This is a genomic window from Halalkalibacter krulwichiae (assembly GCF_002109385.1).
GTDB lineage: Bacteria > Bacillota > Bacilli > Bacillales > Bacillaceae_D > Halalkalibacter > Halalkalibacter krulwichiae.
In genome coordinates, this window is the sequence record NZ_CP020814.1 from 1872789 (window position 1) to 1885757 (window position 12969).

General features: G+C 37.6%; 10 protein-coding genes, 1 tRNA gene, 1 other RNA gene and 1 pseudogene. 12 read left to right on the top strand and 1 reads right to left on the bottom strand.

The genetic code is table 11. The features are described from left to right. Positions 1-87: 87 nt before the first annotated feature. Positions 88-1797 carry a methyl-accepting chemotaxis protein gene (locus BkAM31D_RS09300; protein WP_066151756.1) on the bottom strand — a complete coding sequence of 570 codons (1710 nt, stop codon included), beginning with the start codon at positions 1795-1797 and terminating at the stop codon, positions 88-90. A 190-nt stretch (positions 1798-1987) separates the two neighbouring features. Here BkAM31D_RS09300 and BkAM31D_RS09305 point away from each other — a divergent pair, with 190 nt between their 5' ends. The 12 genes and pseudogenes from BkAM31D_RS09305 to BkAM31D_RS09355 all read left to right on the top strand — a co-directional run bounded on the left by BkAM31D_RS09305 (position 1988) and on the right by BkAM31D_RS09355 (position 12774). Beyond that, positions 1988-3661 carry a ribonuclease J gene (locus BkAM31D_RS09305; RefSeq protein ID WP_066151754.1) on the top strand — a complete coding sequence of 558 codons (1674 nt, stop codon included), beginning with the start codon at positions 1988-1990 and terminating at the stop codon, positions 3659-3661. Positions 3662-3809: 148 nt separating this feature from the next. Then, a complete protein-coding gene (locus tag BkAM31D_RS09310; RefSeq protein WP_066151823.1) occupies positions 3810-4616 on the top strand; it encodes a histidinol-phosphatase in 807 nt (268 codons plus the stop codon). 85 nt (positions 4617-4701) lie between these two features. Next, positions 4702-4968: signal recognition particle sRNA large type (ffs, locus tag BkAM31D_RS09315), an RNA gene on the top strand. A gap of 11 nt (positions 4969-4979) precedes the next feature. Then, positions 4980-5062: transfer RNA gene (locus tag BkAM31D_RS09320), tRNA-Leu, on the top strand. Between the two features lie 163 nt (positions 5063-5225). After that, the gene (locus tag BkAM31D_RS09325) at positions 5226-6158 is read left to right on the top strand and encodes a LysM peptidoglycan-binding domain-containing protein (RefSeq protein WP_066151753.1); all 933 of its coding nucleotides are present in this window, start codon (positions 5226-5228) and stop codon (positions 6156-6158) included. Between the two features lie 158 nt (positions 6159-6316). After that, on the top strand, positions 6317-6508 hold the full coding sequence (locus tag BkAM31D_RS09330) for a hypothetical protein (RefSeq protein ID WP_066151751.1): 192 nt from the start codon (positions 6317-6319) through the stop codon (positions 6506-6508). An 18-nt stretch (positions 6509-6526) separates the two neighbouring features. Continuing rightward, complete coding sequence (locus tag BkAM31D_RS09335; RefSeq protein ID WP_066151750.1) at positions 6527-7657, top strand: GerAB/ArcD/ProY family transporter; 1131 nt, start codon at positions 6527-6529, stop codon at positions 7655-7657. Beyond that, complete coding sequence (locus BkAM31D_RS09340; RefSeq protein ID WP_066151748.1) at positions 7654-8871, top strand: Ger(x)C family spore germination protein; 1218 nt, start codon at positions 7654-7656, stop codon at positions 8869-8871. Before BkAM31D_RS09335 ends, BkAM31D_RS09340 begins: the two co-directional genes overlap by 4 nt. A 9-nt stretch (positions 8872-8880) precedes the next feature. Further along, positions 8881-10410, top strand: a complete 1530-nt coding sequence (locus BkAM31D_RS09345) for a spore germination protein (RefSeq protein ID WP_066151746.1) — start codon at positions 8881-8883, stop codon at positions 10408-10410. A 139-nt stretch (positions 10411-10549) separates the two neighbouring features. Beyond that, on the top strand, positions 10550-11935 hold the full coding sequence (locus BkAM31D_RS09350; RefSeq protein WP_157076767.1) for a hypothetical protein: 1386 nt from the start codon (positions 10550-10552) through the stop codon (positions 11933-11935). Positions 11936-12101: 166 nt separating this feature from the next. After that, positions 12102-12215, top strand: a pseudogene (locus tag BkAM31D_RS24840) (hypothetical protein); the annotation flags it as partial. Between the two features lie 229 nt (positions 12216-12444). Next, a complete protein-coding gene (locus BkAM31D_RS09355) occupies positions 12445-12774 on the top strand; it encodes an IDEAL domain-containing protein (RefSeq protein ID WP_066151742.1) in 330 nt (109 codons plus the stop codon). The last annotated feature ends 195 nt before the right edge of the window (positions 12775-12969 follow it).

The window sequence follows — 12969 nt, forward strand, 5'->3', positions numbered from 1 at the left end:
CAAGCAGCAATAGTTATGAAGAAGTTTACACAATAAGCTTAAGGGTGATGGCCCTTAAGCTTAAGTAATGAGAGTTATTGTAAAGTTTTAATCTGTTTTAAAACGGCTTACTTCCTGTAGCAAGACTTCGGCAGTTTCTACTAGGGTATTTATAGATGCTACAATTTCTTGCATGGTCGCTGATTGACCTTCAGTGGATTCGGCTACGTGTTGAACATTTTCAGAGTTTTGAATAGAGATTGTTTTGATTTCCTCAATAGACGAAGCAATATAAAGGATACTCTGATTGATTTTATCTGAGAGTTGATCAACCTCACTAATGTCATTGGTAATTCCGTAGATTGAAGCAGAAATTTCTTTGAATGAATTGTTTGCGTCATTAACGAGTAACAATCCTTCTTTTACTGATTTACTTCCTTGTTCCGCTACACTCACTGCCGAGCTGGTTTCGGTGTTAATTTGACTAACTAAGGAAGCTATTTGAGTCGTTGCATTTCCTGATTCTTCAGCTAGTTTCCGAACTTCTTGAGCTACAACTGCAAATCCAGCTCCATGACTTCCAGCACGAGCAGCTTCAATTGAAGCATTTAAGGCAAGAAGATTAGTTTGTTCGGCAAAGCCAGTAATCAAGGAAACAATATCTTGAATTTTATTTGTTTTTTCGTTCAAGCTTGAGATGACCTTTACGGTTGAATCGGTGTGTTCATTGATCGCTTTCATTTGATTAATCACTTGTTCAACGATTGCATTTCCGCTGCTAGCTTGAGTCGTCGTCACATTGGATGCTTCGGAAGCTCGCTTGATTTTGTCACCGATCCTAGAGAATTCTTTGGAAATGTTCGTGATTGAATCGTCAATGACAATCGTGCTATTTGCTTGTGTTTTATTTCCTCTTGCAACTTCGTGCAAGTGTGAAGAGATGGTGTCAACGGATTCACTTACTTGCTCAGAGCCTTGCGAAATAATTTTAGCCGACTCAAATACACGGTCAGAATTGATTCCTACGTCCTTAAGGATTGTTTTAAAATTTGAAACCAAACCATTAAAGCTATCAGTTACTTCATCAATTTCATTTTTCGGCTTTTCATGTTTCAATTCTAATGGTCCAACGGTTAGATCCCCATCAGAAATTTGTTGCGCATATTGATTTAAACGAATAAGTGGTTTAATGGTTTTACTAATTAACCAAATGGTTATTGCTCCAACGAGTAAAACAGGGATCATGCTAACTAAGATTCCACCACCGACCATCGCCCATGTTCGCTCACTAATGATTTTTGCATCAAAATCAATGGCACTAATCGCAATGACCTCTTTTGTTGGATCATGATCTTTAAAGATGGGCGCATAGCCAGTAAGACGATTCATTCCACCATACTCATATACATCAGAATAGGCGGGGTGTTTCATATTAACTATATGATGAAGTGTCTCCTCGTCGAGGTAAAAAGAATCTTGATACGTAAAGCCTTGCTGTTGTAAGTTTTCATCAACAGCTAGTAATGTTCCATCCAGTGACAAAATGTATTGTGCGCTAAAAATACTCTTGTGTTGTACAGTCCAGCTAATTAAACTTCCTGTTTCTTGAGCTTTAGAAAAATCCCCATTTGCCAATTTTTCAATAATGTCTGTGTCCAATAAACCAGTTGTAATGTTAGCGCACCCATATAATTCAATCCCGGCCGCATCCTTCACCTTTTCATAACTTATTCTGTAATTCGAAATCGAAATCGTAGCAATTGCCAAAAGCATCATCGAGATGATAATTAAGCCTAATTTCTTTGTGATTTTCGTCATCTCTTTTCATTAACCCCTCTCCTCAAAACTGATATTGTGCCTTTTCTTATAAGTGTAGTGTTTTTATCGGAGTATAAATGTGATCTAGCTCACACCTTGTCATCTAATTAACAGAAAGTGTGAGTTTGTTCATAACGCAGTATGAACAGAGTTATACTATGGTCAAAACGTATTGGTAGGAGGGTTTTAAATGAGTATGAATGAGAATGCAGTATCAATTTTTGCTTTAGGCGGGATGAATGAAATAGGAAAAAATATGTATGCAATTGAGTGTGCCAATGAAATCATATTGATTGATTGTGGCAATAAGTTTCCTGACGAAAGTTTGTTAGGAATTGATTTGATCATTCCAGATATTTCCTATTTGCTTGAAAATAAAAATAAAGTAAAGGCGTTAATTGTTACGCACGGACATGAAGATCATATTGGCGGGATACCGTACTTATTAAAAAAATTAAATGTTCCCATTTATGCAACCCGTTTTACCTTAGGATTAATAGAACTCAAATTAAAAGAACATAAATTGCTTAGTGAGAGCGAATTAGTTGAAATCGATAGTCAATCAAGTCTCCAATTTCAAGATATCAGTGTGAAATTCTTTAAGGTAACACATAGCATTCCTGACTGCTTAGGTATTGTTTTTGAAACTCCAGAAGGGAAAATTGTACATACTGGAGATTTTAAATTTGATTTAACCCCTGCAAGAAACGAGTATTCCGATATTCATACAATGGCTGAAATCGGCAAAGAAGGAGTATTGTTACTATTATCTGAGAGTACAAATGCTGAGAGACGTGGTTTAACACCGTCTGAGCAAGCAGTCGGGGAACATGTCGTAGAAGCATTTATGAAAGCAGATCGAAAGGTCATTGTGTCTACGTTTGCATCAAATGTTAGTCGGGTTCAACAAGTTGTGGATGCTTGCATAAAAACAAATCGTAAATTAGCATTGCTCGGTCGTAGTATGGTGAATGTAATTGAAGTAGCGATGGAGAGAGGGTATTTACAAGTACCAGAAGGAATGATGATTGATCAAAATGAAATCAATGAACTACCTCCAGAAAAAGTGACGATCTTATGTACTGGTAGTCAAGGAGAACCAATGGCTGCTCTTGCCCGACTTTCAACTGGGAATTTCAGAGGAGTTGATGTATTACCGGATGATACCGTTATTTTCGCTGCGGGACCGATACCAGGAAATGAGCGCAATGTCACAAGTATAGTTAATAACTTTTTCACGATAGGAGCTAATGTTATTTATGGGTCGGGCACAACATCAGGTATGCATGTTTCTGGGCATGGGTATCAAGAAGACTTAAAGTTGATGTTAACATTAATGAAACCTAAATACTTTATCCCGATTCATGGCGAGTATCGCATGCTGCATCATCACCGATTATTAGCTGAATCGGTTGGAGTGGAAAGTGGTCACACATTTATCATGAATAATGGTGATGTTGTCGATATTAACGATTCTATTGCTCGTCAAACGAGAAAAATACCTGCTGGTAACACATTTGTCGATGGGTTAGGGGTTGGAGATGTTGGAGATATGGTCCTACGTGATCGAAAACAACTCTCTGAAGACGGTATGCTGGTCATTGTCGTAACTTTAAGTAAAACAGAGAAAAAATTACTTTCGTCACCTGATGTGATTTCACGCGGATTTGTTTATGTGAAAGACTCGGAACAACTCCAAAAGGACCTTAATCGACTTATTGCGAAAACGGTAAATGAGTTATTAGAAGAAAACAAATATCAATGGAACGTGATGAAGCAAACGCTTAAAAAGTCAGTTGGACAATTTTTATTCACACAAATTAAAAGAAAGCCTATGATTTTGCCGATTATTATCGAAGCTTAACAGGATTGATTCAAAAGGTCGTGCATTTGATCTTTTGGATCAATCTGTTTTTTTTAAATATCATATTGTCACAAGTGTTTGGAACGATTACACTTGAATTAACAGAAATTGTAAAAGGTGAAAGGGGATAGACATGGACGACTCTACCATGATGTTTGACTTACATACTCACAATGAAATGTGTGGACATGCAATTGGCACGATAGAAGATTATGTGACCGCAGGAATTGATAAAGGGTTAAAAGTGATAGGGATTTCAGACCATACACCGTATTTTCACCGTGAAGAAGACCACCCTTTTCCTCGCATTACGATGGCTAAATCACATTTCACCAAATATATTGAAGAGGTTTTGCGATTAAAACAGCAATATGCTAATCAAATCGAGGTTCTTATTGGAATTGAGAGTGATTTCTTTCCTGACCACGGACTTGCCTACCAAAAGTATTTAGATCAATATCCCTTTGATTATATTATAGGGTCGGTTCATTATGTTGATGAAATTAGTATATTTAAAAAGGGACGCTGGGAAGGCCTATCTATGGCTCAAAAAATAAAGACGAAGGAAAGGTACTACGGATTAATCGAACAGTCTGCTCGCAGCCGAATGTTTCAAATCCTTGGACATATTGATGCGATGAAGGGTTTTTATCCGGAATTTTCATCAATAGAAGTAGAGGCGATTGAACACACTTTACGGGTCATTGGTGAGGAAGAATTAGTGATTGAGATCAATACCTCTGGAAAAACGAAAGATTCAGGCGGTTGGTATCCTGCTGATGATATTTTAGAAAGAGCGTTGCATTATAACGTAGGAGTTACATTTGGTTCAGATGCTCATACGCCAGACCGTGTAGGAGACGAATTTAATGAAGTAAAGAGTCGGTTAAAAGAGATTGGTTTTAAAGAACTAACCTATTTCGTTAAAAAAGAGAAGCGCTCTGTACTGATATAGATGGTAAAAAGAGGTAGCCGAACTTCATTGTAAAAACTTGCGCGGAATATATATGTGTGTTATTCTAATTACAGTTCAGTACATACCGTGCTAGATGGGGAGCTGGCGGTGCCCTGTAACCCGCAATCCGCCTTAGCGGGGTTGAATTCCACTCTAGCGGTACGTATTATGTAAGGCTTGCCTTGTGTAAGTAGTGTTGACGTTTGGAGTCTGCGCAACAGAAAGCTATGAAACTGGTCAGATCCGGAAGGAAGCAGCCATAAGTAGTTGATTCTGTGTGCCGCAGGTTGCTCTAAACTGAGCTGGCTGCACAAGTAACACTTGGATAAGCGTATCAAAGAGTGGTGCACGGTTTATTCTTTTGCGGTTGTGGCGGAATGGCAGACGCGCTAGGTTGAGGGCCTAGTGGGGGCAACCCCGTGGAGGTTCGAGTCCTCTCAACCGCATTAATAATTATTATTAAAGCAATTTTTTAATGAACACAACTAGACAAAGTTGTGTTCTTTTTGTTTTTTTGGAAAGTTTTAATAATTAGGCTTGGCCAATTGCAACTTATTCATTTTTGATCCCGTTTCATATATGAATACAACAAAGATGAGGTGAATACAGTTGAAAAATGGAAAGAAGTATGGAGTGAAATTTATAGCTTTATCACTGGGACTATCAGCTATGTTAGGATTTGCCCCTTTAGCTGATGCAGGAACATATGAAGTGAAAAAGGGAGATACGTTATATAGAATTGCGCTGAACTATAAGATGTCAGTGGATGAACTGAAGATGCTTAATGGTCTGTCTAGTAATACCATCTTCCCAGGTCAACAGCTCAAAGTAACAGATGCAATTATGACCTATCATGTTCAAAAAGGAGATACCCTTTATCGAATTTCACAGAACTATCAAATGACAGTAGCTGATTTAAAAGCACTCAATCATTTAACGAGTGATATTATTTTCCCAGGTCAGGAATTAAAAGTAGTTGTCAATAAGACAATTTATGAGGTTCAAAAAGGAGATACTCTTTATCGAATTTCTAATCAGCATGACATGACTGTGGAACAGTTAAAACAAATCAATCATTTAAAAACGAATCTGATTTTTCCAGGTCAAAAGCTGCTTGTAAAAGGACCAACTTTAGTAGATCCTGCTGGAATAAATATTAGGGTACAATCTGGCTTCCAATTTGTAAAAGAAGAACCTAGGACTTATCAACTTTTCTCTACTAGAGATAATGGATTTTTTGCTAGGGTGGAAATGATTAATCAACAAGCAACTGTGGCTGACTTAAAGGCACATGCGAAACAGTATTTACAAACAATAGGGACTGTTCACGAAATGAAGGATATTCCTTATGTGCATCCTTTTTATAAACAAAATGTATTCTATATGGAAAGTTTGAATCATGAAGTGAAAGTAGGGATATTGATTAAGGAAATTGATGGTAAGCTTGTGAGAATCATTCTTCACTTACCTGATAAAGAAGAATCAGAGTTTTATACACCTGCTTTACTGGACCAACTTCAAACTTTGACGTTTAAGAAATAGCCAGATTTTAAGAGCCTTTCTCTAATAAGAGAGATTGGCTCTTTTTTTGTTAATCGCAGATAAGAACTAAATCCAACTTTTCCATCATTCGCTAAATCAAAACATAATTTAGAAAAAAATGCAAAAGCTAAAAATAACGAATTATGTAGGTGATAACGATGACCAATTTAATCGATTTGATTGTTGAGTTTTTGCCACAAGGTGCAGTTCTGTATGGTGGATTAAGCATTTTTATCATGATTCTATTAGCCGAGTATGTAGTTAAAGAATTAAATAAAAAGTTGATGCTCCCATGGATGAAGCAAGAGAATTTAGAAAAAAGAAAACAACTGCAACAAAAAAACAAATAAATCACAGGGGTGAGACTTATGCTCAATAAGGATAACTATCAAATTCCACCTGTTGAAATGGCGGTTACAGTAGTGTCAATGTTGCTTGCTATTGGAATATTGACGTTGCCGCGAACGTTGGCAGACACACTTGAAACCGGAGATGGATGGCTTTCGGTCTTGCTTAGTGGTGCTACTGTAATGGGAATTGTATTCTTAATTGTTCGCTTACAGAAATTTTTTCCTGGTCAATCCCTTTTACAATTTATTGGTGAGAGTGGAGTAGGAAAGTGGATTGCGAAAATACTTGCTCTTTTATTTTTTTTGTATTTCATTATTTTATTAGCGTTTGAGGCTCGAGTTCTCACTATTATCGTAAGGATGTATTTACTCGACCGCACTCCTCCTGAAATTACACTAGGAATCATTCTTTTAACGAGTGCTTATGCTGTTTCAAAAGGTGTACAAGGGATCGTTCATTTAAATATTATGTTTGCTCCTTTCATTATTATTGTCTATTTCACGCTTATTGTGTTTAACGTAGGCAATATGGACGTCACAGAACTATTGCCTGTTTTACCATTAGGCATTATGCCAGTACTCGCTTCCGTACCTGAAACGATTCATTCTTATTTAGGCATAGAGTTATTGTTTTTTTGGTTAGCGTATATGAAAGCGACGGATTTGAAGGTGCTCCCTTTAAATATCGGAATCATGTTCGTTACACTCGTGTACTTTCTAATCTTGATTGTCACCTATTCTGTCCTATCAGTTGACGGTGTAAAGAGTATTGTCTTTCCAGTAGTCGGACTTGCGAAAGAAGTAGAAATCGTTGAAGGATTAATTGAACGATTTGAACCTCTGATGATCGTTATATGGATTATTGCGATTTTTACAACGATGGCGATTGTCCACCTGCTTGCAGTTCAAACGATCAAGAAGGAATTTGTAAAGAAGAAAGGGATTATAATACCGGCAACGATAACTTTAATTGCTTATTATATTGCTTTTGCTCCGAATTCCATTGAGGAAGTTTATATGTTGGGGGGATATGTAAGCAATGCCGGGCTGACCGTTATTTGCCTCTCGCTATTGGTCGGCTATTTATCGGTCTGGTTGAAAAAGAAGAAGCAAAGTTCCCCACAACAGTCAAAGGGGCTAGCGAAATGAAGTGGAAGGGCTTTTTATCTCTTGTGATTTGTTTATTTACTTTAACTGGATGTTGGGATTTGGTTGAGATTGAACAGATCAGTTTCGTATTGGCGTCAGCTCTTGACCCGTTTGAAGATGAAAATGTACGTAGGACATATCAATCTGAAACAGGAAGACGGATGCCAAAAGGAATGTTTCAAATGACGAACCAGGTTGTCATTCCTGGACAGATCGAAGGCGGAGGAGAAGAAGAGGGAAGTGGAAGTGGGGAAGGACCTTTTTTTAACATTAGTTCTACTGGGATGACGAGCTTTAAGCAAAATCGCTCCTTTGCAACTAGAAGAAGCCGTCCCATGAGCTATGAGCACCTCAAAGTGATTCTCATTAATGAACAGTTAGCAAGACAAGGCATCATTAAGCATGTACTAGATTTCTTTTTTCGTGATCATGAAATGAGAAGGGACATTCTTGTTTTAGTCTCAGAAGGAAATGGATCCGAAATTCTGGAAGAGAAGCTGCCGCTTGAAATGATGCCGGCCTTATCCATAGAAATGATTAGTATGAATCATGCTAGGGGACATAATATTCCTCCGCCGAAAACGATTGGTGAATTAACGAAAAATCTGATTGGACACCAGAGTTATATTATCCCAAGAATCCTAAAGGGAGAAAAGGATGGTCTGAAAATAGGCGGTGCGGCTGTGTTTCGAGGAAAAGAAAATAAAATGGTTGGTTGGTTAGGTGAATATGATGTCCAAGGTTATAGCTGGGTAACAGGAATAATAGAAAATGAGGTTATAGAAGCTACTTATGAACAGGATGAAAACAAGGTATTTGTTTATGAGAATGATTACACGGATGTCGAGGTGAATTATTCAAACGAAAACGGGCAATTTCAATTTGATGTTCTCATTAAGGCAGAAGGTTTTTTTGTGGAAAATTGGATTGAGCCTATAACTCTGGAATCTTTAGAAACGATTGGAAAATTAGAAAAAGCTGTTGAAGAAGAAATCGTAAGACAATCAACAAAGATTGTAGAGAAAATGCAAAAAGAATTCTATGCAGATATTTTTAAGTTTTATGAAGAAGTGAAAATAAAGGATTACCGCTATTGGCAAGAGATAAGAGATCATTGGGATGGTAAGGGAGGGGCTTTTTCAAATGCAACCATAAATATAAATGCTGATGTTAAGATTCGCCATTATATGCCCCATGAGGAATTGGAGAATTGAGGTGAGGGAGTGTACAGAAAGCTTCTCAAACGATTAAATGCTAATCAAGTGCGTCAAACGAAAGAATTTAAGATTGAACGCTCAAAAGATCTTAAAACAATGATTCAAACCATTAATAATATTGTCGGGGAAAGTGATGATGTTGTTCAAAGGGACTTTAAAATTGGCAGGCATACCGAAGCTAGCCTGTTTTTTGTCGATGGTTTGGCCTTTGATTCAAGTATTGAAGATCGGATCATTAAGCCTTTAATATATTTTGCTGAAAACAATATCGAGTTTACACAAAATCAATTGGTTGATTATCTATTACAAGAAGTGGTGACTTATATTGAGGTCACAGAAAAAGAAACGATTGATGAAGCAATACTCTCTCTCATGTCAGGAGAAACATTACTAGTCATTGATGGCATTGATAAGTTAATTGTGTTTGATACGAGACAGTTTCAGCAAAGAGGAATTGAAGAACCTCAAAGTGAAGTGATTGTCCGAGGCCCAAGAGACGGTTTTAATGAAGTGCTTCATACGAATGTCATGCTTATTAGGCGCAGATTAAGAGATCCTAATTTAACCGTTCAGTTTGGCCAATTAGGACGACGTTCGAAGGCGGATTTCGCTATTGTTTATATTAAGGGAATTACGGATGAAGATCTTGTTGAGGAAGTTAGATACCGGTTAAGTTGCCTTGATATGGATATTATTATGGAGACTGGAGTGATTGAACAGTATATTGAAGACAATGTATTATCTCCGTTTCCTCAAGTGCTTCGAACAGAGAGACCAGATAAAACCATTGGTGCGTTGTCATTAGGGAAAGTCATTGTTGTTTTAGACGGATCACCATTTGTTTTGATGACACCTATTACTTTTAGTGATCTAATGAAATCGACAGAGGATAACTATGATCGTTGGCAGATAAGTAGCTTTATTCGATTGCTTCGTTACTTTGCTGCGTTTATGGCTGTTTTTTTACCTGGTTTGTATATCGCAATGGTGTCGTATCATCAAGGAATGATCCCGACTATTTTTGCACTCTCAATCGCAGGGACGCGAGAAGGGGTTCCTTTTCCAGCTTTTATTGAAGCGTTTTTGATGGAATTAACATTTGAATTACTACGGGAAGCGGGGATTCGCTTGCCTCGTGCTGTCGGTCAAACCATTGGGATAGTAGGTGGACTTGTTATTGGCGATGCAGCCGTACGAGCAGGGATTGTTAGTCCCGTAATGGTCATTGTCGTGGCCATCACAGCCATCGCTTCGTTTTCGATTCCAGCCTATAATGTTAGTATTACATTTCGCCTATTACGGTTCTTAGTGATGATTTCGGCTGCGTTTCTCGGTTTATTTGGGATCGTAATATCGTATATTTTAATAAATATCCATCTTGTTAGTTTAAGAAGCTTTGGGAGTTATTACACTTCTCCATTTGCCCCTTATAAGGTAAAGGAATGGTTAGATTTGATGATTCGTGCCCCTTTGGTTCTTTTGAAGGATCGTCCTGCTGAACCAAAGGTGATGGATAAAAAGAAAAAAGAGATGTAAATCATTAGAGGTGCGTCAAAGGGTAAAAGCAGACCTTTTGACGCACCTTTTTGTTGATGGTGAGTTAATGCTTGAATTTGGCTAATAGAAGAGGATAATAAAAAAGAGGAAGATGATTTTTAGAAAGAAGGTTTGTGCCTTGAAGCCATTTATCAATAAGTTATTTGTATACAGTCTCCTTACTTTTATTCTCGTTTATTTCTTATCTGTTATATGGAAATTATCATTGGTGGATATTTTATTATCATCGAGTGGATTGGTCATGCTCGTATCTGCTTTGATCTTGTTACCTAAGCAAAATCTTAAGCTTCCGTTCACTTTAATTGTCTTCTCATTGCTCATTTTGTACGTCACTTCAGCAAGTCCGATTGTTTTATGGAATGGCCTAAGAGAAATGAGTGCTGTCGTTCCACTCATTGTTCTTGTGAGCTTAGTGAGTTGGATGATTGGTCATCGCCCTTATGTGATAGCGCTGATGACTAAAATGAACCGGTACATAACTAGCTCAACTCGCTTTTTTACATTGGTGGCTGGTACGAGTCATATAATCTCTTCTTTTATGGCGGTTGGAGGGGTACCATTTGTTTATCAAATGTTTCGTAATACGAAGAGAGATTCAGTATCGCAAAATGCTTGGGACTTTACGATTAGTACGGCAATTATGCGTGGATTTACCCTAACGGTTCTTTGGGCAACCGTCCATCCTGCATTTGTCTATGCTGTTGCGGGAACAGATGCCCCGCTAATGGCTACAGTATTAAAAGGAATCGGTCTGACGGGCTTAGGGTTTATGACAGGAATACTCTTATTTCGTTTGCAAATGAAGAAAAACGATATTCCAGATACGGTTATGCCAAACTTACATTTCAAAGAGCAAGAACCTGAAAAAGGGCTAGTGGGAAAGTTTTTCTTTTGGATATTCGTTCTAATGGGAGGGATTTTCTTATCGATTCAGTGGTTAAAACTTGATATTCTGCTTGCCGTCCCTGTTGTGATTATGATGGTTACGACTCTTTATTTTTTTGTGAACAAAGAAATGTCCACGTATAAGCAACGATTTAGAAAATTAATCACAATCGACTTTGAGAATAAGAAAAAAGAAATGGTTTTGATCTTATCGGCGGGCTTATTAGTAGGTACGTTAAAAGAAACCGGTTATGGTCACGTTTTATTTGCCTATTTCTTATCGGCGATTGATTTTGTGAATATTAATATTCTAATCGGACTTACGCTTGTTGTAATCGTCTTAGGATTTTGTGGTTTTCCTCCCATTCCGGCTATGATTCTACTTTCGGGCATTTTAGTAGATATTCCAGGAGGGTATTCTACTGATGTCATTGCATTGTCCTTGTTGCTCGGTGTTTCTGTTACTTTAGTTACCGCGCCCGTTACGGTCCCACTTCTATTAATTAGTAGTCAAAATGGACGGAGCTTAGCTGAAAATGGGATTGGCTGGAATTTAGGGTTTGGAGTTCTCTTTCTACTCATTGGATTGGCTTACATTCAATTGCTAACAATCTTTTAAAAGAGAGAGCGCTTTGATGTTTTTTCTATGATGGAAAGGAGAAAAAACAAGAATAATTCGTTGTGAGGATTTAGTCACTCGTAAAGTCTTTGACGCGATTCTGTAATTGGCAAACAAAGTGGTGGGTCTGGGAGAAGTCGTGTCATTATGATCGACCGGCCTAATTGAAGGTCTTTCTTTCGTATCTGTACATAAAGGTCATCCAGAAGAGCTCGCTCGTCCGCGGAGGTTCGAAATGGCTGCAGCGTTAAATCGATTATGGACCCTTGATTGTCGGTAGGGGTGAAGAATTTAAAATGTTTAGATCAAGCACCCGTTAAATGGGTGCTTTTTTATTTTTATCTCTGTTGTTTATATTTTCTGCTAGTTCTATCGGTCATTAGCCCAAGAACAAGCAAACATAATTGAATACAATATCGTAATAGAAAGTTTAACATACTAAAAAAAGACAATGGCAACGATAAAAATTTATTCATTTAGGACATGTTTTCTAAAGGTTGGTGAGAGGGATGGAAATTAATAATAAGAAGACATTAAGAGTTGGAGATTGGATCAAAGGAAAATCTAGAACTGGTGAATTAATTCATGGCTACATTGATGGGATCGAGCTCTATAATACTCTTATTAGAGTATTAATCTTGAAAAGTGACAATAAGAATCTAGTTGGAAGGTATATGAAGTTAGACGAAAGAGAAGTGGAGGTACAATCCCCGATAACGAACTTCAATGAAGGGGAATTATTGAACTTAATTGACATGGCTCTTTCTACGAAGGACGAACGATGGTTTTATGAATTAGCTTCAAAACTCAATAAAATTAAAAGACTTTCTTCTATATGAATAGAAGAGTGATTGAAGGGTCGGGAAAGGCTTGAGTTGTATAGTTGAACAGAAAGGGGATGATGTTTCCGTCAAGATAAACAATCTCAATCATCCCCTAATCCAGCAAGTAAGGATTTGATTTCTTGCTTCAATGAAGTGTCTGAAAAATTAGTTTTCAAATGGGGAATATGTTGGTACGATTATCTATACAGC

What these genes read in the sequence shown, in the direction of transcription:
- BkAM31D_RS09300 (WP_066151756.1), bottom strand. Translation starts at nt 1,797, where the DNA reads ATGACGAAAATCACAAAGAAATTAGGCTTAATTATCATCTCGATGATG.
- BkAM31D_RS09305 (WP_066151754.1), top strand. Translation starts at nt 1,988, where the DNA reads ATGAGTATGAATGAGAATGCAGTATCAATTTTTGCTTTAGGCGGGATG.
- BkAM31D_RS09310 (WP_066151823.1), top strand. Translation starts at nt 3,810, where the DNA reads ATGATGTTTGACTTACATACTCACAATGAAATGTGTGGACATGCAATT.
- BkAM31D_RS09330 (WP_066151751.1), top strand. Translation starts at nt 6,317, where the DNA reads ATGACCAATTTAATCGATTTGATTGTTGAGTTTTTGCCACAAGGTGCA.
- BkAM31D_RS09335 (WP_066151750.1), top strand. Translation starts at nt 6,527, where the DNA reads ATGCTCAATAAGGATAACTATCAAATTCCACCTGTTGAAATGGCGGTT.
- BkAM31D_RS09340 (WP_066151748.1), top strand. Translation starts at nt 7,654, where the DNA reads ATGAAGTGGAAGGGCTTTTTATCTCTTGTGATTTGTTTATTTACTTTA.
- BkAM31D_RS09355 (WP_066151742.1), top strand. Translation starts at nt 12,445, where the DNA reads ATGGAAATTAATAATAAGAAGACATTAAGAGTTGGAGATTGGATCAAA.